Annotated in this window: 11 protein-coding genes; 5 read left to right on the forward strand and 6 right to left on the reverse strand. The window is 73.3% G+C overall.

Features of this window, described 5'->3' with window-relative positions; all coding sequences use genetic code 11:
- Window positions 1–5 precede the first annotated feature (5 nt).
- Window positions 6–944, forward strand: a complete 939-nt coding sequence (locus ACIGXO_RS27195; RefSeq protein WP_399791959.1) for a LysR substrate-binding domain-containing protein — start codon at window positions 6–8, stop codon at window positions 942–944.
- Here the strand turns inward: ACIGXO_RS27195 and ACIGXO_RS27200 are convergent.
- From ACIGXO_RS27200 to ACIGXO_RS27220, 5 genes are all read right to left on the reverse strand, one after another.
- A complete protein-coding gene (locus tag ACIGXO_RS27200; protein ID WP_399791961.1) occupies window positions 894–1,802 on the reverse strand; it encodes an inositol monophosphatase family protein in 909 nt (302 codons plus the stop codon). The genes ACIGXO_RS27195 and ACIGXO_RS27200 overlap by 51 nt on opposite strands.
- Window positions 1,799–2,740 carry a squalene/phytoene synthase family protein gene (locus tag ACIGXO_RS27205; protein WP_399791963.1) on the reverse strand — a complete coding sequence of 314 codons (942 nt, stop codon included), beginning with the start codon at window positions 2,738–2,740 and terminating at the stop codon, window positions 1,799–1,801. The genes ACIGXO_RS27200 and ACIGXO_RS27205 overlap by 4 nt, the downstream gene beginning before the upstream one ends.
- Before the next feature lie 143 nt (window positions 2,741–2,883).
- A complete protein-coding gene (locus ACIGXO_RS27210) occupies window positions 2,884–7,584 on the reverse strand; it encodes an HAD-IC family P-type ATPase (RefSeq protein ID WP_399791965.1) in 4,701 nt (1,566 codons plus the stop codon).
- A 49-nt stretch (window positions 7,585–7,633) separates the two neighbouring features.
- Entirely contained in the window at window positions 7,634–8,218 is a 585-nt protein-coding gene (locus tag ACIGXO_RS27215) for a hypothetical protein (RefSeq protein ID WP_399791967.1), read from the reverse strand.
- A gap of 168 nt (window positions 8,219–8,386) precedes the next feature.
- Window positions 8,387–9,985, reverse strand: a complete 1,599-nt coding sequence (locus ACIGXO_RS27220) for a DUF1254 domain-containing protein (protein ID WP_399791969.1) — start codon at window positions 9,983–9,985, stop codon at window positions 8,387–8,389.
- A 720-nt stretch (window positions 9,986–10,705) separates the two neighbouring features.
- Here ACIGXO_RS27220 and ACIGXO_RS27225 point away from each other — a divergent pair.
- Window positions 10,706–12,106, forward strand: coding sequence for an NAD-binding protein (locus ACIGXO_RS27225; protein ID WP_399791971.1), 1,401 nt, complete (start codon window positions 10,706–10,708; stop codon window positions 12,104–12,106).
- Here ACIGXO_RS27225 and ACIGXO_RS27230 read toward each other — a convergent pair.
- The gene (locus ACIGXO_RS27230) at window positions 12,103–12,492 is read right to left on the reverse strand and encodes a RidA family protein (RefSeq protein ID WP_399791973.1); all 390 of its coding nucleotides are present in this window, start codon (window positions 12,490–12,492) and stop codon (window positions 12,103–12,105) included. The two genes, ACIGXO_RS27225 and ACIGXO_RS27230, sit on opposite strands and share 4 nt — an antisense overlap.
- A gap of 303 nt (window positions 12,493–12,795) precedes the next feature.
- Between ACIGXO_RS27230 and ACIGXO_RS27235 the strand changes: the two genes are divergently transcribed.
- The 3 genes from ACIGXO_RS27235 to ACIGXO_RS27245 are packed head-to-tail and all read left to right on the forward strand — an operon-like array spanning window position 12,796 to window position 26,179.
- A complete protein-coding gene (locus ACIGXO_RS27235; protein ID WP_399791975.1) occupies window positions 12,796–17,364 on the forward strand; it encodes a peptidoglycan-binding protein in 4,569 nt (1,522 codons plus the stop codon).
- Window positions 17,361–20,963, forward strand: a complete 3,603-nt coding sequence (locus ACIGXO_RS27240) for a DUF6603 domain-containing protein (protein ID WP_399791977.1) — start codon at window positions 17,361–17,363, stop codon at window positions 20,961–20,963. Before ACIGXO_RS27235 ends, ACIGXO_RS27240 begins: the two co-directional genes overlap by 4 nt.
- Window positions 20,960–26,179, forward strand: coding sequence for a hypothetical protein (locus tag ACIGXO_RS27245; protein ID WP_399791979.1), 5,220 nt, complete (start codon window positions 20,960–20,962; stop codon window positions 26,177–26,179). The genes ACIGXO_RS27240 and ACIGXO_RS27245 overlap by 4 nt, the downstream gene beginning before the upstream one ends.
- Window positions 26,180–26,187: the final 8 nt, after the last annotated feature.

Below are 26,187 nucleotides of genomic sequence, written 5' to 3' on the forward strand. Positions count from 1 at the left end.
TACTGATGCTCGATGTCCGGCGGCTGCGGCTGCTGCGCGAACTGGCCCACCGCGGCACCATCGCCGCGGTGGCGGACGCGCTGTCGTTCACTCCGTCCGCCGTCTCTCAGCAGCTCAGCGTGCTGGAGCGGGAAGCGGGTGTACCCCTGCTGGAGCGCACGGGGCGCAGCGTCGCGCTCACTCCCGCGGGGCACCGTCTGGTCCGCCACGCGGAGGCGGTGCTCGAAAGGCTGGAGCAGGCGGCGGCCGAGCTGGTCGACGCGCGGCACGGGCCGTCGGGCCCGTTGCGGATCGGCGCGTTCCCCACCGCGAGCCGGACCATTCTGCCGGCAGCGCTGGCCGAGCTCGGCCGGAGCCATCCCGGCCTGGAGCCGATGCTGTCGGAAATCGACCCGGCCGGCGTGGGGCACGCGCTTCGGGCGGGCGACCTGGACGTAGCGCTGCTGCATGAGTACGACTTCGTGCCCGCGCAAGCCGAGCCGGGCCTGACTGCCGAACCGCTGTGCAGCGAACCGCTGTATCTGGCGTCTCCGGCGTCCGCCTCCCCCAGCGATTCCCACGGAGCCTCCGAGGCCAACGGCCTTGAATTGCTCGGGACTTGGAGAGCAGCTCCCTGGATCACCGCGACGCCCGGGACGCTCTGCCATGCCATGACGATCAGGGCGTGCCAGGCCGCGGGGTTCACTCCGCACGTCCGGCACCGTGCGGATGAGTTCGCCACCGTACTGGCCCTGGTGGCAGCGGGCCAGGGGGTCGCCGTCGTACCACATCTGGGCCTCGTGGCTCCGCCGGCCACAGTGACGCTGACCCGACTGCCGATCCGACGACGCACCACGCTCGCCCACCGCAGTGGCGCGGGCGGGCATCCGGCCGTTGCCGCGGTCGTCCGCGCCCTACGGGCAGCTGTACCCGCGGAACTCGTTCCTCTGGCTCGGGAGCAGTGACATCAGCGACTGGTGGGTTTCGGCGTCGGCGGCCGCGACGAGTCCGCGGGCGCCCGCGTTCCCGATCGGGGTGCCGTCGATGCCGGTGACCACGCAGCCGGCGGCCCGGCACAGGGCGATGCCGGCGGCGAAATGCACGCTGCCGGAGAGGTCGCCGCCGTCCGTGACGTACGCGGCGCGCTTGCCGGCCGCGACCCAGGCCAGCGCCAGGGTCGTGGACACGACCCTGGGCCGGAACCGTGCCCCGAATCCGGGGTGGGCCAGCAGGTCCACGGCCCGGAAGGCGGGCGCGCTGGGGAACGGCGGGTCCAGGTTGACGTCCACGAGCCGGGTGGCGGGCGTGGGCGTCAGCCGGGTATCGGCACCGTCGTTCCGTACCCAGGCGGTCGCACCGTCGTTCCGTACCCCGGTGGTCTCACCGTCGTTCCGTACCCAGGCGGTCGCACCGTCGTTCCGTACCCAGGCGGTCGTACCGTCGGTGCAGAAGACCTCGCCGCTGAAGGGGTCGGCCACCGCCGCCGCGCCGTCGCGCAGCGCCACGTTGACGGCCACCAGCATGTTGCCGACGGCGTAGTTCAGCGTGCCGCACAGGGGATCCACCAGCCACTGGCGCGTGGCCTCCGTGGCACCTTGCTGCCCGCCCTCTTCGCCGAGGACGGCGTCATCGGGCCGGGCGGCACGGAGGACGCCGAGGATGGCCTTCTCGGCGTCCACATCGGCGGCGGTGGCGAAGTCCCCGGCGCCTTTGTCGATGCGGGTGAGCCGCCGGCCGTACAGAGTGCGGACCACGTCCGCACCGGCACGGGCCGCGGCTATCGCCACCTCGGCATCGTCAAGGCTTGCGTATGAGTTGGTCACCGCACGGAGGATATCGGCGGCTGTGAGGTGGGCCGTCCGCCGCCGCGTGGGCGACGGGCCCTGGCCACGAGGCGGAGGCAGGTCACCGGGTTGTCCCGGGCCGGTCGGCGGGTGACGGCGGCGCCCATGGCCACCACCGTCTCCAGGCGCTGGTGGTGCAGGTCCAGTACGAAACGCATCAACGGGCCGTACTCATCGGGGAGTTCGTCCAGCAGCCGGGTTGCCTCGCGGAGCGTGCCGTGCGCCTTGCCGGCGGCGTCGGAGATCAGCTCGCGGACACCGGGGACGTCTCGCCCCGCGACGAGGTCGGCGCGGTCCACACCGTGCTGCTCGAGTGCGTCGAGGGGCAGGTAGAGGCGCCCCTCCCGCAGGTCCTCGGCCAGGTCCGTCAGGATGTCGGTGCGCTGGCCCGCGTCGGCGACCAGCCGGCAGCTCTGCGCGAATTCCGGGCTGCCGCCGCCCTCCTGCGCCAGTCCCGCAGTGATCATGAGGAAGGGCCAGGTGAGCTGGTCCACGTACGCCTGGTAGTCGGCCTCCGTGGCGAACCCCGGGAAGTCGAGGTCGATGCGCGCGCCCTCCAGGTAGGACTCGATCCAGTGGCGGGGCAGGTCACGCAGTGCGGAGGTGTAGAGAAACGCGCGCAGGAGTGGGTGCCGGGCGGTACCGGAGTCCAGTGCTGCCCGGATCTGGCCTGCCCAGGCGTTGAAGCGCTGTATCCGCTCCTGCACCGGGCCGTGGTCGCAGAGGTCGTCGGTGAACGACGCGAAGGCGTAACCGGCCAGCACGTGGGGCTGGAAGTGCGGAGGGGTCAGCAGCCGCACCGCCGCGTAGCCGGCCGGCTCCCGGCGCTGCATGAACTGCGCGACCTTCACATAGTCGGCGCGCGCTTCACTCCCCCGCACCTCGGCCGCGTCCATACAACGTCGCCACACTCGCACGCATACCCTCCGCAACAAGAACACCATGAGTAACAGACAAGACGCCGAGACTACCGGTGCCGCGTGGCGGGCGTGCAGCGTGGCAGGGGCGCAGCGGGTGCGAGAGCTGCCGCGGTGCAGGGGCTGCTGGGGTGCGGGAGGGGCTATGCCGGTGCGGGGGCCGTCGGGCGCAGTTGGCTCTGGAGGCGGGTGAGGAGCCGTTCGATGGGCGGCATGACGCGCGGGCCGGCGAGGCTGGTCGCGACGGCGGCGGCCACGCCCGCCAGGGCCACGGGCCCAAGCGGTGTGCAGCCGAAGAAGTGGCTGAGGCCGGGTGTCTGCACGATGGCCATCAGGGCGGCGGCGGAGCCCACGGTGGTCGCCCACAGCAGCGGGCTGCGGTGGCGGCCGATGAGGGTCTGGGTGAGCTGGGCGCCGACGACCCCGCACAGCGCCATGGTGCTGGTACGGCGCGCGGTGCCGGGGGTGAAGCGGCCGATCAGCCAGGCGACGGTGGCGCCCAATGCGGTCACCACGCCGCGCTGGCGGATCTGGCGCAACAGCGGAGCGCCCAGTGCGCTGGTACCGACCGGTGCGCTGGTACCGGCCGATGCCCCGCCTGCCGATGCGGCCTCGGACTCCTCCGTCGGGACGTCCGGCGGTGTGACGGCCACCGCCATCGCGGGGAACATGTCCGTCAGCAGGTTGACGAGCAGCAGCTGCCGGGTGGACAGCGGCGACACTCCGGAGAACAGGGTGCCGAGCACGGTGAAACCGACCTCGCCGGCGTTGCCTCCGATCAGGATGCTGATGGCGTCCGCGACGCTGCGCCACAGCGCCCGGCCTTCCGTGATGGCGTCGACCAGCACGGACAGGTCCGGTTCGGTGAGGACCAGGTCGGCGGCGTTACGGGCGGCGGCCGAGCCACGGGCGGCCAGACCGACGCCGACGTGGGCGGCCCGGATGGCCGCCGCATCGTTGGCGCCGTCCCCGACCATCGCCACCACCTTGCCCGCGGCCCGCAACGCCTCGACCACCTGGAGCTTCTGCTCGGGAGCGACGCGGGCGACGACCCCGGCGTCCCGCAGGAGGCGGGCACTGCCCGCACGGTCCGAGGCGGCGAGCTCGTCGCCGGTGACCACCTTGGTGTCGTCCGGCCAGCCCAGCGCCAGGGCGACCGCGCGAGCGGTATGGGGGTGGTCGCCGGTCAGCATGACCGGCCTCGCGCCGGCCTCCCGCAGCCCTTGAATCATGGGGGCCGAGCCCGGCCGCGGGGCGTCGGCGAGTGCGACGTACCCCTTGAACTCCAGCTTCTCCAGCGGTGCGTTGACGAGTGCGTCGCCGTCCTGGGCCGTCGTCAGCGGGCGGGCGGCGACGGCGAGTACACGCAGTCCCTCACCGGCGAGGGACTGGGCCCACTCCGTCGCCTCCGCCGGGAGGTCCTCGCAGGCGTCCAGCACGATTTCGGGCGCTCCCTTGACCACGAGCAGGCAACTCCCGCTGCCGGCCGCGCCGATGGCGGCGGTGTACCCGCGGCTGGCTTCGAACGGCAGGCCGGCCGTCGCGGTCCACTCGGGGTCGGCGGGGGCCGCGGCCAGTACGGCCTCGTCGGTGGCGTGTGCCTGCCGTCCCGCGGTGTCCTCGGTCTCCTGTGGGCAGGCGCGCCCCGCCAGCCGCAGCACGTCGACGGCTTCCTCGTCGTCCGGCCGGCAGACCGTGCCGTCGGCGGTGGCGACACGGACCGCGCGCAGCCGGTTCTCGGTCAGTGTGCCGGTCTTGTCGAAACACACCGTGTCCACCCGCCCGAGGGCCTCCAGGGCGCGGGGAGTGCGTACGAGAATGCCGCGGCGGGTCAGGCGGCGGGCGGCCGCCAGCTGCGCCACCGTGGCCACCAGGGGCAGCCCCTCGGGAACGGCGGCGACCGCGACGGCCACGCCTCCCCCGATGGCCTGGCGGATCGGGCGCCCCCTGAGCAGGGAGAGCCCGGCGACCGCGGCCCCGCCCGCGAAGGTGAGCGGGAGTGCCTTGCGGGTGAGTTCCTGCAGGCGTCCCTGGACGCCGGTGGCCGGCGGGGTGCGGGAGGCGAGCGTGACGGCCCGGCCGGCTTCGGTGTGCTCCCCCGTGTCCACCACTACGGCGGTGGCCTGGCCCGCGACCACGGTGGTGCCCTCGAAGACCATGCACCGGCGGTCGGGGGTGGCTGCCTGCGGTGTCGCGGTGAGCTGTTTGGTCGTGGGGAGGGACTCGCCGGTCAGCGAGGACTCATCGACCTCCAGGCCGGTCAGCGCCAGCAGACGCGCGTCGGCGGGGACGACGTCACCCACGTCCAGTTTGATCACATCGCCCGGGACCAGCCGTGCCGCGTCGACCGTGGCCGACGCAACGTCAACCGTTGCTGACGCATCGTCAGCCGTGCCCGGCGCAACGCCGGCGCGGCTCTCGGCGCGGCGGGCCTTCCGCTTCTGGCCCTTGGCCAGCGCGGTCAGGGCCTGTTCGGCGCGTTGCCGCTGCACGCCGCCGACGAGTGCGTTCATGCCCATCGCCCCGACGACGAGGGTCGCGTCCACGGCCGAGCCCACGATGGCGGAGGCCGCCGCGCCGACGGCGAGAACGGGGGTGAGGGGGTCGTCCAGCTCGGCCCGTACCGCGTTGGCGAGCCGTACCGACCAGCGGGCGGGCGCGAGGACGGGGTGGCCCGTCACCCGTGCGGCCACGGCCCGGGTCGTCGTCACCGCATCGGAGAGGGGCGTGGACGGTCCGGGGCGGCTGCTCTCCAGCCGGGCCACCGCCTCGTCCGGTTCCAGGGCATGCCACGGTACGCGGGGCCGGGGCTGCGGGGCCGATGCGGCGGCCACGCCGACGGCCGACCGCCACCCCGCCAGGAGTGCTCCCATGGCCGCGGCGTTGACCGGGGCGTGCTGTGTTCCGGTGAGGAAGGCCAGCCCGCGCCGTTGCGAGCCGGTGGCGACCAGCAGACCGGACAGCGCCGCGCCCGCCCGGGCGAGGACCATCGACTGCCGGCCCACGGACCGTGCCGCGGGAACGGCCACCAGCAGCCGCCACACATCCTTCAGGCCGCCGAAGGCCAGTACGTCCGCGTCCCACACGACGGCACTGTCGTCGTCGGTGAGGGCCACCGCCACGTCACTGCCCAGCAGCCCGGCCAGCAGCTCTTCGTCCTCCGACGCCAAGTGGTCCACCGGGTGGTCCGCACCGTGCGGCTGCGCATCGGACGCACCGTGCTGCGGGGCCGGTACGCGCGCGACGGTCAGGACCGCGTGCCCGTCGGCCTGGCGGCTCCGTACGTGGTCCGCAAGCGGGCGCTCGGCGGAGACGACCTCGTCGGCCAGGGCCGCGAAGTCGCCCAGTGCCGGGTCGTCCACCACGATGGTGTACTGGTCCGCCTGCCGGGCCGCGTCCAGTACGGCCTCGGTCAGCGGGTCGAGTTCCCAGCCGATCGTCACCGTACCGACGTCCCGTCCACCGGCCGAGGCGATCATCATGCCCGTCTCGGCCGAGGGCTGCCCCGGTACGGGACGCAGCTCCACCCCGGTCGCGTCGCCGCTCTCGTGCGAGCTCAGGGCCGCGGCCGCGGCCCGCCACAGCCGGTCGTGGTCCCAGTCCTCCGCGCTGGGATGCACCTCGCAGAGCGCGCGCCTGTTGCCGCGCAGTGCGCTGGGGTGCAGCACCACCGTGTCCACCAGTTGCAGTTGTTTCAGCCGCTCGGGGTCGCGGACCAGCACCCCCGAGCGCGCGAGGGCGCTGCCCAGGGCCGTGGAGAAGGCCACCGGGCCGTACCGGGCGGCCTTCGGGGAGCCCGACAGCACCGCCTCCGCCGCCTCATTGAGATTCCGCCTGAGCAGCAGTGTCACGGCGGCGCCCAGCATGCTGCCGGTGGCGGCGTGGGCCGCGTACTCCTGCGCGGGAGTCGGCCGCAGCGGCGGCCGGGCGACCTCCCGCTTCGTCATGCTGCACCGTTCCGGCGTGCACACCCGGTCGTGGGTGGCGTCGAAGACGGCCGCCCGCGCCACGCTCTCCACGAGCTGTCCCGCGCGCAGCAAGCCGTCCAGGACCAACGAGGTGGGAGACTGCCCCGCGCCATGGACCGCGGCGTTCGCCGCGGCCAGCGTCAGGTCCGCGCCCGCCGCACCGAGCCGGCTCTTCAGCAGCGCACGGAACCGCGGGTTCTCCCGCAGCAGCGTGACACCCGCCGTCACCACCCGGGACGAACGCGGTACTCGCCAGGCGCGCGCTGCCGTCGCCGCTGCCACGCCGACGGCGTCCAGCGCCAGCGCGGTCGCGGCGACCCGTACCGCCGTGGTGCCCTCCGGGTGCGCGAACTCGTGCAGCGGCGCATGCGTCAGCCCATGCCGTTCGGCCAGGTCAGTGGCCTTCTTCACCACCCGGTCGGTGGCCGCGTCCTGGGTGGCGGTGACCACCAGCCGCGCCAGGCCGCCGTCCCAGTAGGCGAGCAGTACGTCCGGACGTTCGGCGAGAGCGGTGGCCACCTTCTGGGCCACCGCTTCCACCCCGCCCGCACGCCGTACCCGGGCGTCGTCGGTTTCGGAGGACGGCTGCAACGCCAGGTGCACGCGGCTGCCGGCCCGCCATTCCTCCATCCCGCCCGGCAGCGCGTTGCGTGCCACGTGGGCCACGTGGACCGTGGTGTCCGCCACCGCCGCCGCGCCGTCCGACGCGGCACGCCAGCCGATGTCAACGGCCTCGCCGGCCACCGTGGCGCACGCCTCCAGCCCACGGGCGACGTAGCCGGGCGCTGCCTCCAGCCCCCGGGCGACATAACCGGGCGCGGACAGGGCCGCGCCCCATCCGGCCGCGGGCAAGCGGGTCAGCAGCCCCAGAACCATGTCCCACCCTCACCAAAATCCACGGTCAAGAAGCCATCGACTGCCACGGTCAGGAAGCCGTCGCGCGCGCCGGCTGCCGCTTCGTCGCCTTCGTACCCGATGCGGTGCGCGAGCGTCCGCCGCTCGTCGTCGCCTTCCCCGTCGACTTCCCCGCCGCCTTGGCCTTGCTCGGGGAGTGGCTCTTCGCCGTGGTCTTCGCCTGGCTCTTCGCCGGGGCTTTCGCCTGACTCTTCGCCGGGGTCTTCGACGCGGTCTTCGACGCGGTCTTCGCCGGGGTCTTCGCCGTTGTTTTCGCGGGGCTCTTCGACTGGGCCTTGGCAGCGGGCCTGTGCTGCGCCTGGCCGTCGTGCGTACCGCGGTGTCCGTCCTCTTCGGGGCGGGGCTGGGTCAGCCACACGGCGGCCGCGCCGGCCAGCGCGATCGGCCATTCGACGAGGCCGGCCACGCCGAGCAGCCCCGCGCCGGTGTACGCCGCGACGCGTCGCCCGTGCGGTGACACGATGCCCACCGCGTTCAGCGCGCCCTCCGCCGCCTTCGTCACCTCTTTGACGCCGGGCACCTGCCGCAGGTCCGGCGTGATCGCCCGTAGTGGTCCCGGAAGCCTGCTTGATGACGACGACTTCTCCTCGGTCATACCGCCTCCGTACCTTGTCGGGCTCTGCCTGCCTCCTGGTTCCCCAAAGTTCACCGGCTAATCACACATCTCACCCATCAGGGCGAAAATCGGCGCCACGCGCACGTGCCGGGTTGCCGTTCTCCGGCACGTGCGGTGTGACGCCTTCGTTGCTGTTCGTTGCTGTTTTTACGGGCGGAAAGCCGTCCCGTGGCGGCGGCGGGTCAGGATGATCAACGCACTTCCGGCGATCAGGCACAGTGCCGCGCCGGCGGCGAGGAATTCCAGACCGTCGTCACCGGTCCGGGCCAGTTCGTCCGAGGCGCCGGGGCCGCCGGTGGCGAGGACCGGAGGCGGGGTCCAGGTGCCGTTGAGTACGGTCGGCCCAGGCCAGTACATGCGGAGCATCACGTTGAACTGCCCGGTGGGTGCGGGCAACCAGTTGGACCGCTTGTGAGACGCGGGCGGGTCGTGCTGGACGTAGATGTCCACGGAACCGTCGCTGTTGGGCCTGGGTTTCGCTGTGTGGCCGATCTCGTAGCGGTTGATGGGGTTGGGTACCAGGAAGCCCTTCCGGTCGTACATGGTGAGGGACCAGAAGGCGTGGGCCGGCGGTGTCTGGCCGGGTGCGAAGTGGATGGTGTAGCGGCGTGCGCCGGTCAGTTGCCGGCCCTGGCGGTCGGTGAGCACGAGGGGGTAGACCGCGTCCTGGGGCAGGTTGGCGCCGAGGCCCTGCCAGGCGGTGGCGGCCCGGCGCAGGTAGTCGGTGCCGTAGCGGCCGAGGTCGGTCGCGACCCGCCAGCCGTTGACATCCTTGCCGAGGCCGGACACCGCTTTCTGGATCCGCTGCTGGCCCGTGGTGACGGCCTGGCGCAGTGCCTGGGCGTTGACCGTTCCCTCGGCGTTGATGTCGAACGGCTTGCCCGGGCTGATGCCGAGCCGTTTCAACGTGGCGACCATGGGGGCGTCCGCCCGGCTCGGCGGGTTGTCCGCCATGGCGGAGGCGAGCCGGGAGAAGAACGTCGGGGCGTCCATCCGCGCGACGCGGTCCGGCGGCGAAAGGGTGGGTACGTTGCGGTCGACCCGGCCCGCGGGCGGGGTGTAGGCACGGCCGTACGCGCTGAGCGGTGTGAGGGTGTACTTCGCCGTCAGGGCGTGTACCGCGGGGAGGTCCGCGGGGCCGTTGAGCTGGGTGCGTCCGATGATCCAGGCAGTGTCGGTGGGGGACTTGATCTGCTTCACGCCGGCGGGGAGGGTGCCGTGCCAATCGGGCCCGGTGATCGCGAAGTTCCCCGCCTTGGTACCTGTGGTCCGCTTGCCCGGCGAGGCGATGACGTCCGTCCAGGCGCTGAGGATCGGCATCAGGTAGTAGCGGCCCTGGGTGTTGGGCACGTGCAGCACCACCGGCTCGGCCTTCAGGTCCAGCCAGGCCGAGGAGTACAAGGTGTCCACGTTGGGCGAGACGACCGTCTTGAATTCCGGGCCGGGGACATTGCTCGCGGTGACGAACTGATTCGGCGGCGCCTGGTAGGTGGTGGCGTCGGGGCGGGTGACGTTGGTGGAGAGCTGCCGCGTGGCCTGCGTCAGGACCAGGGGGTAGCCGTAGATGTAGGCGTTCACCGCGTCGGCGGCGCGGGAGGGGCCGGTGGGGTCCTTCGCGGGCGCCTGCCGGGTGGCGTCCGCGTGGCCGGCACCGGCCCACAGCAGGAGGGCTGTCACGGCGGTGACAGTGGCAGTGGTGCGCCGCCGTCGCTGCTTGCCGTGACGGACGAGGGATGTGACGTGCATGAGGTTCCTCCTCACACGGGAGGCACGGGCACCATGGTGGATGGCCCGGGCGAAGGCCGAGCGGCCGCCCGTGAGGGGCGGCCGCTTACTGGGCCTAAGCGCGCATTGAACACCAGGCGCGGCCCGCCTTCTGCACCTCATCCCGCCATTGCCGGGTACGCGGGTACGACAGGTATCCGCCACGGGCGAGGCATTGCGGCCGGTTGCGCCGCCGTGCCACCGCAACCGGCCGTGCGCACCTCTCCGACCAGCCGTTCTGTTCGCCCGTCCGGTCGCCTCCCGGCAGCGGTACGGCTTTCATCTCCTCCGGCCGCGGCTGCCTTACGAGGCCGCCTGGCCCGGACGCAACGCGTCCGCAGTCGTCTGGAGGCGGCCGCTGGTCGCCCGGTTGTGGCCCCTGGTCGGCCAAATGGGCGATGAGGGCCTTGGTGACGCTGGCGTGTTGCCCGAGCTCGCCGCGTGACTGCGCCGCGTAAGGCGCACCCGTCACGTGAGGCCGTAACCCACGTGACGCCGAGCCCGATCAGCGCCACGCACACTCGCAGCCTCAGTGAGCCGGGTCACACGACGCGGGGTCCACGACCAAAAATCGATGCCCTGCACAAGCACCGCCTATGGGATGCGGCCCCCAGGCGCATTCGACATATGTACCAATCCCAGCGGGAGATTTGTGGCATGCGGAGGAGCCGGCCGCCCGTGGGGGCGTGTTACAACATGCCAATGCCATCCCATGCCGACGCACGCCCGCATGCCCCCACCGCGGGGCAGCACGTTGTGATCATCGAGGACGACGAGGCCCTGGGCCGTTCGGCCGCCGCCTGCGTCGAGCGCTGGGGCGGCACCGCGTACCGGCTGCCCCGCCCCGACGACGACGCCCTGCGCCGGCGACTGCAGCACCCCGTCGACGCGATCGCCGTCGTCTCCCGCGATGACATCGTCGCCCTGCGCTACGCCCTGCTGGCCGAACACCTCAAGCCCGGTGTCCGGCTGGTGGTGACGCTCTTCGACCGCACCGTCGCCGACGAGGTCAGCCGGACCATTCCCAACTGCACCGTGCTGAGCATGACCGATGCGATCGTGCCCAGCCTGCTGGCCAGTTGCCTCGCGCCTCAGTACGCCATCCTCCAGCCCCTCGGCAACGAGGTCGTCGGCGTCCGCCGCGAAGGTGTCAGCACCGCCATCGAGCACCTGCCCAAGCGCACCCTCACCTCCCACGCGGACCACCGGCCACGCTCCACCCTCGTGTCCTGGTTCCGTTCCCTCGGCACGTCCGCCAAGGTGCTCGTCGCGAGTTTCACCGCGCTGCTGCTGGCCTTCGCCGTGGACATCACACTCGGCGTCCTCGTACTCCACGAGCCCTTGCCCGATGCCACGTGGAACGCCGCCCGCACGCTCACCACGGTCGGATCCTCGCCGCACGCGGAGCACGGCCCGGGCTGGTACAAGATCTTCTCCGCCGTCTCGATGCTCGGCGTCCTGGTACTGGCCGCCGTCTTCACCGCGAGCGTGGTCGACCGGTTCACCGGCCACCGGATGACCAGCATCCTCGGCGCCCGCTCCATCCCCCGCCGCGACCACGTCATCGTCGTCGGCCTGGGCCAGGTGGGCCTGCGCCTCTCCGCCCAGCTGCGGGACCTCGGCATCAAGGTCGTCGCCGTGGAACGCAACCCCCATGCCGCCTGCCTGCCGCTGGCCCGCGCCCGCGACATACCCGTCATCCTCGGCCGCGGCGGCGACCGCTTCCTGCTGGAGCGCCTCTCCGTACGGCGGGCCCGCGCACTTGCCGCGGTCGCCTCGGACGGGCTGGAGAACATCGCCGTCGCTGTCACCACCCGCGCCATCGCCCCCGACCAGCGCACCGTCCTGCGGGCCGGGGGCGACGAGGTCACCACCGAATCCCGGTCGCTGTTCCGCATCGGCGCGGTCTGCGACTTCACGCATATCGTCGGTACGTTCGTCGCCGCGTCCGTGCTCGACACCGCACCGCGCAGTGTGTTCGTGGCCGACGGCCGGACCTGCGCCCTCTTCCCGGACGACCGGGTCGTGGACCTCGCCACGTGGGACGCGGACGCGCGCCACGACGAGCAGCGGATCGACGGCGTCGACGCGGTGACCGGCTAAGCGGCAGCCGACCGCGCGTACACCTCGATCTCGATCTTCATACGGGGGTCGGCCAGACCGCACACGAGCATCGTGGCGGCCGGCCGTACCTCGCCGAAGGCGCGGCGCAGTACCGGCCAGCAGGGCTCGAAGTCCGCCCGGTCGGGCAGCAGGTACCGCACCCGCACCACGTCGGCGAGGGTGCACTTCGCCTCCGCCAGCGCCGCCTCGATGTTGCGCAGGCACTGCTCGGCCTGCTCCACCACGTCCTCGGAGATCGTCATGGTGGCGTAGTCGAACCCGGTCGTCCCGGACACATGCACCCAGTCACCGTCGACCACGGCCCGGGCATAGCCGATCTGCTCCTCGAACGTCGAGCCGCTGAGGATCGCACGTCGCTCTGTCATGCGCCGAACGCTAAGTGACCGGCATCGATACGTCTAATACAGCTGCGAGGACGGGCTGATGTCTCCAGGCGTATGAGGCGTGAGGCGTATGAACCGGCCCGAACAGCGCGCCCGGCATCCGGGTACCTCACGGGCGTCACGTACGACATCAACGGTGGGTCATATATCCACTGAACACTCCCGGCACAAACTGAACCTCAGGTTCCCCACAAATCTTTCATCACGTGACTATCAGATGTAATTCCTGTGAAGGTACTCTCCCTCCATCTCACCCGACGGGGGGCAAACGTGGGGACTGTGGGGATGAGCGGGGGGACCGGTGTGTCCGCCCTGCCGACGTTGAACATCGCGGCATTACCGCTGGTACTGGCCGGGCCGATCGTGCGGCGGGTCGACCGGAGCAGTGTCACCGTATGGCTGGCGCTGAAGGCGCCGCGCAAGGTGACGCTCGATGTGTTCGAGGGGGCCTCGGGGGCGCTGCCTGCCACGCCCGCCCTCTCGGGCACCCGGGTCACCGCGCGGGTCGGGGAGCATCTGCATCTCGTCGCGGTGACCGCCAAGGCCGCTTCCGGTGGCACGCTCAGACCCGGGACCATTTACCGGTACGCGTTGCGGTTCGGCGAGGACGTGACCTCGCCGGCCACCCCGGTGGCGGCCGGGGCGCCGGGCCTCTTCTCCCCCGACATCGTCGCGGCGGACGAGAGCGCGGCCCGCAAAGCCCTGCTGTATCAGGGGACGTCGGGTGCGCCCACGCTGCCGAGCTTCGTCACACCGCCGGACCGGCCGGGCGGGCTGCGGCTCTTCCACGCCTCCTGCCGCAAGCCGCATGCCGAGGGGACCGACGCGCTGTCGATCCTGGACGAGGTCCTCGCGGCCGATGTCGCCGCACCGCAGCGGCGGCCGCAACAGCTGATCCTGACGGGCGACCAGATCTACGCGGACGACGTCGCGGACGGGCTGCTGCACATCTGCTCCACTTACGGCCGGGCGCTGCTCGGCCGGGAGGAGACCTTCGCCACCGTCCATCCCGCGTACCAGAAGTGGAGCTTCCGGCCGGGGTGGCGGCAGGAGATGGTGGTCACCGATTTCAAGATGACGACGGCCAAGGGGCGCAGTCATCTGCTGCGGCTCTCGGAGTTCTTCGCCATGTACCTCATGGCCTGGTCCCCCACCCTGTGGCCGGTGGTGTCGCCGGTGCAGTTCTTCCCGGAGCTGTTCCCGCGGGAGTCCAAGGCGCTGGGCGATCCACACCCGACCGAGTACTTCGGTCTGCGCACCAAGCCCGAGTACAAGCGGGCGCACGAGCGGCTCATGGAGTACGTGACCGAGTGCGACCGGGTGGACGGCTTCCGGGGCACCCTCGGCATGGTCCGCCGTGCCCTCGCCAACACCGCCACGTACATGATGTTCGACGACCACGAGGTCACCGACGACTGGTACATCTCCAAGCGCTGGGTGCACGAGGTGTCCGAGACCGTCCACGGGCGGCAGTTCCTCGGCAACGCGATGGCGGCGTACGCGGTCTGCCAGGGCTGGGGCAACACGCCCGAGCAGTTCGCCGACGGCCCGCAGGGTGAGGCGGGCCGTGAGCTGCTCACCGCGCTCGCCGCGCCCGATCACACTGCCGCCGGTCCGGCCGCGGTGATCGCCCGCCGGACCGGGGTGCCCACCGGGGCCGACTCCGCCGGGCGCATCGTGCGCGAGTCCGGGTCCCTCACGTGGCACTACGCGATCACCTGGCAGGCCCACCAGCTCGTGGCCGTGGACACCCGTACCCAGCGTGTTTTCCGCGGCGGATACACCGACCCGCCGTCCCTGTTCTTCTCCGACGCCTCCTTCGCCGCGATGGTGGAGGCGCCCGAGGACCAGGGCCTGGAGAAGGTGACCGTGCTGCTGTCGCCGTGCCCGGTGCTGGGCGATCCGGTCATCGAGGAGTTCGCGCAGCCGGCCGTCCGGCGCCTCCAGGGCTACGCGGGCCAGCTGGATCAGGACTACGAGGCATGGAGCCACGATCCGCGGGCTTTTGAGAAATTCATCGCCCGGGTCCTCGGCCATGCCGCTCCGGGCGCCGACGGGGTGCGGCGGCGGCGCGTGGTCTCCCTCGGCGGCGACGTCCACTACGGCTTCGCCGCCCGGATGGCCTACCGCGCCTCCGCCCCGTTCAGCTCACCGGCCGGTCAAGTGCGGGGCGTATTGGCCCAGTTGACCGCCAGTTCGCTCAAGAACGAGGCGACCGGCACGATGCTGCTGCACTACGCGGGCTTCAACCCGCTGCGCACGCCGCACACCCGCCGGGCCGGCTGGGCCAACCCCGACGGCAAGCAGTTCCTCGTCCGCACCAGCACCCTCCCGGGGCTGCCCACCGGCGCCGTCGTCGTCCGCGACACCCCGGCGCTCATGGAATTACCCGAGAACACGTCCGTGCACAGCCCCGCGCCCGAGTGGGAGTACGAGCTCACCTACGTCCGGCACGAGGACCCCGACGGCACGGCGCCGCGCCCGGGCGGGCCTGCGCCGGTGTCCTTCCCGGCCACCGGCGACCGCCGGGCCGACCTCGCCCAGTACGTACAGGCCGCCGAGAACCATCTCGACTACATGGCCGTCACGGGCAGCGGCCGGGAGATCGTGGGCCGCAACAACATCGGCGAGGTGCAGTTCACCTGGGACGGCCAGGACGCCAAGTCGGTGGTACAGACGCTGTGGTGGCATCTGCCCGGCAATGTGGGCGGCGCGCCGCTCACCCGCCTCGCCGTCCCCCTCGACGTCGGCCAGACCACCGGCGCCCCGCCCTCGGCCCTCCCCGACCTGTACGGCGGGAACACCCTGCGCGAGGGCGACACCGACGCCTCCGCCGGGGGCGGCGCCGCCGCCGGGGGCACGCATGTCACCGACCTCCAGCGGGACTTACAGGAGCTGGGCTTCGGCGTGGTCGGCACCCGCGACGGCAGCTTCGGACGCGAAGTGCGGTGGGCCGTAAGGGAGTTGCAGGCGTACGCGAAGATGGGGCGGGTCGCGCGGGTAGCCACCGCCGTCGTGCGGCTCGCCCAGCCGCTCAGCGATGCGGCGACCGCTCTCACACTGCTCGCGCCGGCCACCGGTACCCTCCCGGACCTGCCGTTCAAGGCCCGCGTCGGCGACGAGAACCTCACCGTCACCGCCGTCTCCGGCACCTCCTGGACGGTCACCCGCGCCGCCGACGGCACCGGGGCCGCCGCACACCCGGCGGGCGACGCGGTCACCGTCCTGCGCGACCACCGCTGGGCCTCCGCGCTGGAAAGCGTCGAGGTTCCCGTGGCGCGGCGGTTCGCCGGTGAGGTCAGCGGGGTCGTCGACACCGCCACCCGCCAGGTGATCGCCCGCTGGAAGGCGGACGGCCTGCGCTGCCCGGTGGTGATCGAGGCATGGCGGAACGCCAGTGGGTCGATGCCCTCGGCCGTCGCCGTCATCGCCGCCACCGGCACTCGCCCGGCCCGGCTCGCCGACAACGTCTGGCGCTGGGACGAGACCGTCAACAACACCGTGACCTCGCCGAAGATGTTCGCGCGGGACTTCTCCGACCACTGGACGCGGCCCGCCACCCGGCCGGCGGACGGCTGGGAGCCGGACCGGCGCACGCCCCTCGGCCAGCGCGTGCCCTACGACGACCCCTCGGCCGCCGCCACCGACCCGTACCGTCCCATGTCAGGGCCGGTCGCCTACCCGGAGCGCGGTCACACCTGGGCTCCCGAGGCCGAGATGACCCCCGAGGCCCTCATCGGCACCCCGCTGCGCGACCTGGATGCCAACACCCTGGCCACGTTCAAGGTGATCCGGGCGGTCGCCGAGGTGGAAGCGCTCGGCTACTTCGACGCCGTCAACTGTTACGACCACGCCTTCGCCTCGCTCGGCCTGTGCCACTGGACCTTCGGGGCCCGGAAGTGGGTCCCGGCCACCCAGCCGTCCCGGCCGGCGCGGGCCCTGTGGGAGGTGGACGACGGCGAGCTGTGGGCCTTCCTCGCCTTCCTGCGCACCCGCAGCGAGGCATCGTTCCAGAAGGTGGCCGGGTTCTTCGGGGTCCTGCCCGACCGGACGTGGACGGGCAACGGACAGACCGGCTCCCCGTCGCCGTGGGTGCCGGGCCAGCGCAAGTACGCCGCCCGTGGCGTGCTCACCCGCCAGGACGGCAGCACCGCGCCGCTGCACGGCTTCCCCGCGCCCGGCCCCGGCGTCACCCAGGTCTACGGCCAGTACGCCGAGCACGAGTACTTCAAGCTGTGGCACTGGTTCCACCGCTTCGTCATGGCGGGCCGCACCGACGACGGCTTCCGGCGCGCCATGTGGGACATGGCGCGGATGCGGCTGCGCGACCTGCGCGCCGCGCCCTGGAACCACCCCACGGCGGCCAACCCGTTCCCGCTCCAGGCGGGCACCACCATCGGCGACGTCTTCCGCTCCGAGAAGACCGCGGCGCTGCTCCACCGCTGGCACGTCTTCTCGCCGGCCGTCCTGCTGCGCGGCAACCCCTCGCGCGCTTCCGCCAGGCTCCAGGAGGTCGTCGCCCGGGCGGCCGCCGACTCCGGCCTCACCTTCGGGCCGGACACGGCGACCTGGACCGCCGCGCACGAGACCGCCCTGGCCGCCGCGATCCTCGCCAAGAACCCGTGCCCGAGCCCCACCGCGGAGAACGCCGAGCCGCACCCGGCGACCCACGGCAACCACGCCGGCTACAAGGACCCGGGCCACACCCTGCGGGTCGTCGACCAGTGGCCGAGCTGGTCCGGCGGCAGCAACCCCCGCCACTACGCCCTGCCCCTCGCCGATCTCCCCGCCGACCAGCGCACCCTGCGCACCGCCCGGGACTTCGTGCTCGACACCGAAGGGCTGCCGACATGACCGAGATCCCCGCCGACGGCGGCGCCGCAGAGCCCGGCGAGCCCGCGAGCCCCGACACGCCGCAAGGGCCCGCCGACGGCCAGAGTGCCCTGGTCACCGAGATCCTCCGGCTGATCGAGCCGGTCACCGAGGCCGTCGCCAATCCGCTGCGGCTCGCCCGGCTGCTCGCCCGGATCGGCTGGAACCCGGCCGCCGCCGGCGAACAGGGCGCCGCCGAGGTCGCGGACTGGCTGGAGGACGCCGCCGGTGCCGTCGGCGTCCTCCAGGAGCTGGTCGCGCATCCGCCGCAGGACCTCGAAGGGCTCGGCCGGCTGCTGGAGGTCGTCGCCGGCGCCGTCGACCTGGTACGCGATGTGCCGCCCGCGCTCGGCGACTTCGACGCCGAGGCGTTCGCCGAGGACGTGGTGCATTTCCTCGTCACCGACTGGCTGCTGCGCCACCACAGCGTGCTGTACCACGTGCTGGTACTCCTCGGGGTGCTCGTCCTGCCCGAGGAGGCCGGGCCGCAGACGCCGGTCGTCAACCAGGACGGCGAGGAGGTACGGACCGCCGCCGCCCGCGCCCGGCTGCGGCCGGAGCGGCTCGTCGAGCTGGTCACCGACCCGGTCGCCGCGCTGCGCGCCGCCTATCTGCCGGACGGCCTCGTCGACGAGGCCGCGGCCGACGCGCTCGCCGCCACCCTGCTGCCCCGGCTCGGCGGCCTCCTGCACGAGCTGGGCGTCTCCGTCCTCGTCGGCCTCGGCGAGACCGCGGACACCGGCCTGGACGACGCCTCGGTGGCGCTCGGCCGCCGGATGCTCACGCTGGGAATCCCGGTCGCCGTCGCGCCGGGCATCGGGGGCGAGATCGGCGCGACCCTCGCCCTGTCCTCCCCCGCGTCCGGGGACCTCGGCGTGGTCGTCGTCCCGCGCGGCAAGGCCGCCGTCGACCAGCTCCTCGGCGGCGGCTGGGCGCTGCGCGCCGACCTGTCCGGCGCGGGTCCCGCGGTGGCCATCGGCCCGCAGGGGGTGTCCTTCACCGCCCATACCGCGGGCCGCATCGAACTCGGCCTGGAACTGCGCAAGGCCGGTGAAAAGGACGCGCCCGCGCTGCTGCTCGGCAGCGCCACCGGCACCCGACTGGAGATCGGGCAGTTCCGTACCTGGCTGAAGGCCGTCCTGGAGGACGTGCCCGAGGGCGCCGAGGACCGGAACGACATCGAGCTCGGCATCGCCGCCGACAAGGCAGCCTTCGTCGTCGCGGGCGGCGACGGGGACGGCTTCCTCGCCTCCGTCCTGCCCGCCGAAGGGCTGCGTACGGAGTTCGCGCTCGGCCTGCAGTGGTCGCGCCGCAAGGGGCTGAGCTTCACCGGCTCCGCCGGACTCGACGCCACCCTGCCGGTCAACGCCCGGCTCGGCCCCATCGAGCTCCAGGCGATCCACCTGGGGCTCGGCGCGGACGCCACCGAGGGCGAGCTGCGCGCGACGGTCGCCGCGACCGCCCGCCTGGAACTCGGCCCCGTCCGCGCGACGGTGGAACGCATCGGACTCGGTGCGGAACTGACCACCTCCAACGGCAACCTCGGCCCGGTCGGCCTCAGTGCCGCCTTCGCACCGCCCAAGGGCGCGGCGCTGGAGGTGGCGGCCGGCCCGGTGACCGGCGGCGGCTACCTCTTCTTCGACCGGGACAAGCAGGAGTACGCGGGTGTGCTCGCGCTCCAGCTGGAGAGCATCGCGCTCAAGGCCGTCGGCCTGCTCACCACGAAGATGCCGGACGGCAGCGAGGGCTTCTCGCTGCTCGTCCTGGTCTCGGCGGAGTTCACCCCGGTACAGCTCGGCTTCGGCTTCACGCTCTCCGGCGTCGGCGGGCTCATCGGCATCAACCGCTCCGTGTCGGTCGACACGCTGCGGGCCGGTGTGCGTACCAAGGCGCTGGACTCGGTGCTGTTCCCGCGCGATCCGCTGGCCCGTGCGCCGGAGATCGTCGCCACGCTCGGCGCCGTCTTCCCGCCCACACCAGGGCGGCACGTCGTCGGCCCGATGGCCAGGATCGGCTGGGGCACCCCGACGCTGCTCACGCTGGATCTGGGTCTGCTGCTCGAACTGCCCACGCCGGTACGGCTCGTGCTGCTCGGCCGGCTGCGGATGGCGCTGCCGACCGAGGAGACCGCGCTCGTCGTCGTCAATATGGACGTGCTCGGCGTCATCGACTTCGAGCGCGGCGAGGCGTCGGTGGACGCCACCCTGTACGACTCGCGGATCGCCGCGTTCGCCCTCACCGGGGACATGGCGATGCGGGCCCGCTGGAAGGGGCGGCCGCAATTCGCGCTGTCGGCGGGCGGCTTCCACCCCCGCTTCCAACGCCCCGAGGGCTTCCCCGAGCTGCGGCGGCTGAACCTGTCGCTGCTCAACGGCGACAACCCGCGGGTGCGCCTGGAGGCGTACCTCGCGCTCACGTCCAACACCGCGCAGTTCGGTGCCCGGCTGGAGCTGTACGCGGCGGCGCTCGGCTTCAGCGTCGAGGGACTGCTGGCCTTCGACGCCCTCGTACAGTTCGAGCCTTTCGGCTTTGAAGTGGACATCGCCGGGCACCTCGCGCTCAAGCGGGGCAGCCGTACCTTGATGGGTGTCGGCGTCGAGGTCGCGCTGTCCGGGCCCGCTCCCTGGCACGTGCGCGGCCGGGCCCGGTTCGAGATCCTCTTCTTCAGCGGTGAGATCAGCTTCGACCGCACCTTCGGCGAGCGGGCCGCGCCCGCCGCCCTGCCGGCGGCCGTGGACGTGGCCGTGGAGGTGGAGAAGGCGCTCGCCGATCCACGCAACTGGACGGCACAGCTCACCGGCGCGGGCCGGACCGTCGTCACACTGCGCGAACTCCCGGATGCCGAGGGACAGTTGATCGTCCACCCGCTGGGCGGTCTCGCCTGCACCCAGCGGGTCGCCCCGCTGGGCGTCACCCTCGACCGTTACGGCAGCGCGCCTGTCGACGGCGACCGCAGGCTCGACCTGGATCCGGTACTCACCGTCGAGGACGCCGATCCCGCGACGGCTCCGGTGACCGTGCGAATGACCCCCACCCGGGAGTACTTCGCGCCGGCGCAGTTCCTGGACCTGACCGACGAGCAGAAACTCGCCGCGCCCTCCTTCGAGCTGCTCACGGCGGGCGCGAGCGCGGAGGGCGCGGTCGCCCGGAAACGCGAGCGGGCCGGGGTGTTCGCCTCCTCGGTCGGTTACGAGGAGATCGTCCAGGACGGTGCCCACCGCGTCACGGCTCCGGCCGGGGCGGCCGCGGCCTTCGCCGGCCCCGGCCCCGCTGAAGGGCCCGCACTGGGGGCCGCCGGGCTGCGTACCGCCGCGGCGCCCGCCGCCCGCCGCACCGGCCGGCAGCGGTTCGCCGCGGCCCCGCGCGACCTGGGCGTACGGGACACCCGCTGGCGCGTCTCGGGCGAGCCCGGGGAGACCGGCCTGCTGCGGTCGGCCGCCCCGCGCGGCACCACCTGGACGGAGGCCGCCGAGTACCGCCGCGACCTGGCCACGGCGGGCCTGCGCCTCGCGCCGGAGACCGCACCGGGAGACCCGGGCACCCATCCCACCGCCGACCTCACTCCTGGGGGGACCCGATGAGCGGCCTCACCTTCCTGTCCTGGGTCCGCGAGGGCCTCGCGGCCGCCGGGGGTGCCGTCGACCCCACGTCCGGCGCGATGCCCGCCCGTACGCACGTCACGCTGCGCCCGCGCCTGACCGGGCGGGACGCCGTCTCCGTACCGGCGCGGCTGCTCGGGCCCGGTGATGTCACCGGGCTCGACACCGGGCAGGTCCTGCGGGTCTTCCCGGCCGACGGGACCCCGGACGCGGCACCGCACCTCTTTCCTGCGGTCGAGTTCGACCGGCCCGATCTGCCGTGGCTGTTCACGCCCGCAGCCGCCACCGACCTGGGCCGGCTGCGGCCGTGGCTGGTCCTGGTCGTCGTCGAGGCCGAGCACGCCGAGCTGCTGCCCGCCGACGGTGCCCTGCCCCGTCTGCGCTGTCCCCGTACCGAACTTCCCAACCTGGCGGAGTCCTGGGCCTGGGCACACGCCCAGGTGGCCACCGACGAGGGTGCCGGGGAGGCGGAGGTCGACCGCATCCTGGCGGAGGAGCCGGACCGCACCCTGTCCCGGCTGCTCTGCCCCCGCCGGCTGCACCCCCGCACCCGCTATCTCGCGGCCGTCGTCCCCGCCTTCGAGGCCGGGCGGCTCGCCGGGCTCGGGCTGCCGGTCCCCGAAGGGGAGCTGCTCCCCGCGTGGCCCGCGCCGGGCGAACGGCCGGCGGAGACCGAGTGTCTGCTGCCGCTCTACCACCACTGGTGGTTCACCACCGGCCTGGACGGCGACTTCGAGTCCCTGGTCAGGGCGCTCACTCCGCGTGCCCTGCCGGGCGACGTCGGCACCCGCCCGATGGACGTCGGCGCGGCGGGCGGCGGGCTGCCCGTACTGCCGGCCGGCCACCCCGGCCGCACCCTCGACCTGGAGGGTGCGCTGCCCACCGCCGGTACCGATCCGCGCCCGTGGCACGCGGAGACGGCCACCGTCTTCCGTACCGCGTACAAGGCGGCCCTCGACCCGGGTCCGCTCAACACCACGCTCACCCCGCCCGTCTACGGCTCCGCGCAGGCCGGTACCGAGGGGCTGCCCTCGCCGCAGACGGGTCCCCGCTGGCTGCGCGAGCTGAACCTCGACCCGCGGCACCGGGCCGCCGCCGCGCTCGGCGCCGAAGTGGTGCGCCGCAACCAGGAGGACCTGGTGGCCGCGGCCTGGGACCAGGCGGCGGAGCTGCGCCGGGCGAACGAGGTGCTGCGCCAGGGCCAGCTGGCCCGTACGGTCGCCACGAGCCTGCACCGCAGGCTGCCCGGGACCGCGGCGGACAACGACCGGCTGGATGCCCGGATGCTCCAGATGACCGCAGCCGTACGGGACGCCGTCGCCTACGACGGGAGTACGGCGGCCGGTGAGCTGGCCCGCAACGAGGAGGCCGCCGCCGCGATGGACCCGGCGTTCCGGCGCCTGCTGCGGCCGGGCGGCCCGGTAGCCCGACGGGCCGCCGCGCCGGGCGCGGAGCCCGCCGCCACGGACACGGCGGCGACCGGACTGGCCGCCTCGCTGGCCCGGCGTACCGAGCAGGCGGTGCCGCCGCTGCCGACGCCCGCGGGGCTCGCCGGGGTGGAGGACCTCGCGGGCCACGAGAGCTTCGGAAACCTGCGCCCCGACCGGCTCACCACCCGCTGGTGGGAGAAGGACCCGACCGAGCCGAAGGAGGGCGTGGCGCCGGCGGTGCCCGTCATCCGCTGGGTCGGCGCGGCCCTGCCGAACCGGGTGTTCGTCGTCACCGAGGACGGCCGGCTGATGTCCCGGGTCACCCAGCAGAACGTGCCGGGCTGGGTGGACCACGGCTACCCGCCGGGGACCACCTGTGCCTCGCCGCCGTCGGCCGTGCGGGACCTGCACGTCTTCGTGATCGGCGCCAACGGCAGCCTGTACCAGCTGCGTTGGGACGGGGACCAGTGGGCCTGGCGGAACCACGGGACGCCCAGCGACAGCACCACCACGACCAGCCGCCCGCTGGTGACCGGCGAGGGGCGGCTCACCACCGCCGTCCGGTACCAGCCCCCCAGCGGCCTGGGCTCGACGAACTACCTCCACCAGGCCGCCTATGTCGTCGACGACTGGGGCATCCTCTGGGAGCTGCGCGGCCGCGAGGACTACTGGAGCTGGGTCCGGCTCGGCATGCCCGGCGGTTTCTGGATCACCGGCGTGCGCAGGCAGAACACGTGGGAGCTGCTGCTCGTCAACCGGGTGGGCAAACTGCTCCAGCTCACCCACAACGGCACCAGCTGGGTCCACAAGGACCTCGGCGCCGCGGGGGCCGGCTTCAGCGCCGACCGGGGTGTGCCCGTGCGGGCCTCCGACGGCCGGTACTACGGCATCGACCTCAACGGCGCGCTCTATATGAGCTGGTCCTTCTTCGGCACCATCCTGTGGGGGGTGGTGAACGGGCTGCCGCCGATGTCGCGGGTGCTCGGCCTCGGCCACGACGGCACCGCCGTCCTCTCCCACACCCAGTCCACCGTGTTCGTGATGCCGACCACCGGCACCCTCCCCGGCGGTGGCCGGGTGCCCTCCGGATACGACCAGGGCATTCACGGGGCCACGTACGGCTCACTCGTCCACGTCGTCGCCGACGGGCAGCTGCTCGTCGTGGACCGGGCCGGGGACAACGTCTGGTATCCGCTGGGCCGCCCGGAGTTCGGCGGCAAGGGGGACCCGCGGGCCCTCCCGCCGGCCGACATCCGCTGGCGCCCTCAACTGGGCTTCCTCTCCCACCTGCTCGTGGGGCACGTCGACGCCCCGGCCGGGGCCAACATCCCGTATCTGCGGCTCGGCCGGGAGACCGACTTCGACGCGGGGGTGCGCGACGGGTGGCAGCTCAAGCCGGCCATGACGGAACGGATGGCGGCCGACCTCACCCAGGGCTTCGGCATCGCCACCGGCAAGCTGCAGCCCGAGTCGGCCGGCCCGGACGCGGTGATCTTCTGGATCGAGGAGTACAACAACAACGGGCACGTCGGGAACTTCGGCCGCTATCTGATCGCCCGTAACCTGGACGGCAACGCGGACCCGGCCTCGTGGATCGGCCCGGTCGCCATGCCGACCCCCATGTCCACCCCGCTCACCTCCAGCGGCGGCCTGACCGAGGCCGCGTACGTACAGGCCGGCAGCTGCACGCTCGCCGACCTCGACGGCGACGGCAATCAGGAGCTGCTCGTCGTCTACCTGGGCGGCCTCAAGGGGAACCGGCGCCTGTTCCTCCGTATCGGCTGGAACATCTCGCCCGAGAACGGCGTGGCGCGCGGCGGCTGGTCCGATTCGGTGGAACTCCCCTGGCCCGGGCGGCCGTCCGACTACGCGCCCGCGGTCTTCGGCCTGGACGTCGCCGTCGCCGACCTCAACGGGGACCTGCGGCCCGAGCTGATCGTGATGCTGATGGAGCAGACCCCGGCCGGGGCGCAGGCTTCGTACCGGGTCGGCTGGAACATCAACGCGCGCGGGCGGGTCGCCGAGTGGGGCCCCACCGTGCCGGTCCCCGGGGTCTTCCCACAGGTGGCCGGCGCGGGCATCGCCGTCGCCGACTTCAGCGGCACCGAGAAACCCGACCTCGCCGTCCTGGTCCTGGAGGACGGCCCGCAGGCCAACTCCGCCTCGTACCGCATCGGCTGGGACATCGAGGGCGCCGGGACGCCGCGCTCCTGGTCCGCGCCGATCCCCGCCGACGCGGGAGCCTGGTACGGCTGGGTCAACCAGGGCGCGGGGATCGCCCTGGCCGATCTGCCCGGCACGGTCGCCGAGCGGCGCCGGAAGATCACCTCCGACTTCCGGGACGCGGCCATGGCCCATCAGCGCGCCCTCCTCGCGGCGCAGGCCCGCGCCCTCCAGGAGACGGAGCCCGCCGTACCGCTGACGGGGCTCGCCGACGCGGTACGGAGTGCCACGGTGCCCGAGCGGGCCGTCACCGCCCGGGTGGCGGCCCGGATCGACGGCGCCGACCTCGCGGGCTCGGGGTTGCCCGACCCACTGGGGCCGCTGCTCGCCCCGCCGTCCTTCGCCCAGCCGATGGCCGAGCTCCTCACCGAGCTGGGCAGCGACCACCTGCTGCCCGGGGTGCAGCACGTGCCGCCGGAGACGGTCACCCTGCTGCGCGCCAACGGCCGCTTCGTCGAGGCGTTCCTCGCCGGGGCCAACCACGAGCTGGGCCGTGAACTGCTGTGGCGGGAGTTCCCCACGGACCGGCGGGCCACCGCGTTCCGCCACTTCTGGGACGCGCGCGGCACCGTACCGGCCGGGCTGGAGCAGCCCGACGTGCCGCCGATGCGGGACTGGGACCGGAGCGGCGCGCTCGGTGAGCACGTGCGCAGGCCGGCGGGCGGCGACGACGCCGTCGTACTCCTGGTGCGCGGCGAGGTCGTCCGGCGTTTCCCGTCGCTCGGGCTGCACGCGCGGCGCGCGCTGCCGCCCGCGGTCCCCGGCGGGCCGCGGCGGCTCGGCGAGGAGCGGGTGGAGCCGGTGTTCTCCGGGGAGATCGGCGCCGACGTGCTCTTCCTCGGCTTCCCGCTCACCGTCGCGGCCGCGCTGGGTTCGGAGACGGACCCGGGCTGGTTCTTCGTCTTCGAGGAGCATCCGCTCGCCCCGGCCTTCGGCCTGGACGAGCCGGCCAAGGACGCCGTGTACGGGCCGCGGCCCTTCACCTGGCGGGACGTCGACTGGGCCGCGACGGTCCGCAGCGCCGAGGAGCTGGCCGCGCTCACGTACCTCGGGACCGTGCCCGCCTTCGGGGCCGATCCGCGTCCGCTGGATCCCAGCCCCGGGGCGCCCCGGCTGTCCTGGAGCCGTAACGCGGCGTCCCTCGCCCACATCACGCTCCAGCGGCCCGTCCGGGTCGCGCACCACGCCTCCGCGCTGCTGCCGCTGCACGGCCCCGGTCTGCGGATCAGCCATGTCCGCAAGCGGATGCCCGGCAGCGACCGGGTCTTCGTCCGCGAGATCGCCGGGCGGCGACCGGACGGCCGCTGGTGGCGGATGACCCGCGCCGAGGCCCTGGCCGCGCTCGACGGCCGCCAGGCGTTCTACATCGAGCAGACGCCCGGGAGCCGGGTGCCGGTGGTCGCCACCGCGGACGGCAGCGGCGGCCGCTACCTGCGGGCCGCGGCCAACGCCGACCCGGCCGACAACCTGCTGTCCCTGCCGCCGATCCCGGCCGAGGCGTACGAAGTACCTCCCGCGTACCCGGCCGGGAGGGCGACCCCATGACAGCCCTG

The sequence above is a fragment of the Streptomyces sp. NPDC053542 genome (assembly GCF_044544685.1).
GTDB lineage: Bacteria > Actinomycetota > Actinomycetes > Streptomycetales > Streptomycetaceae > Streptomyces.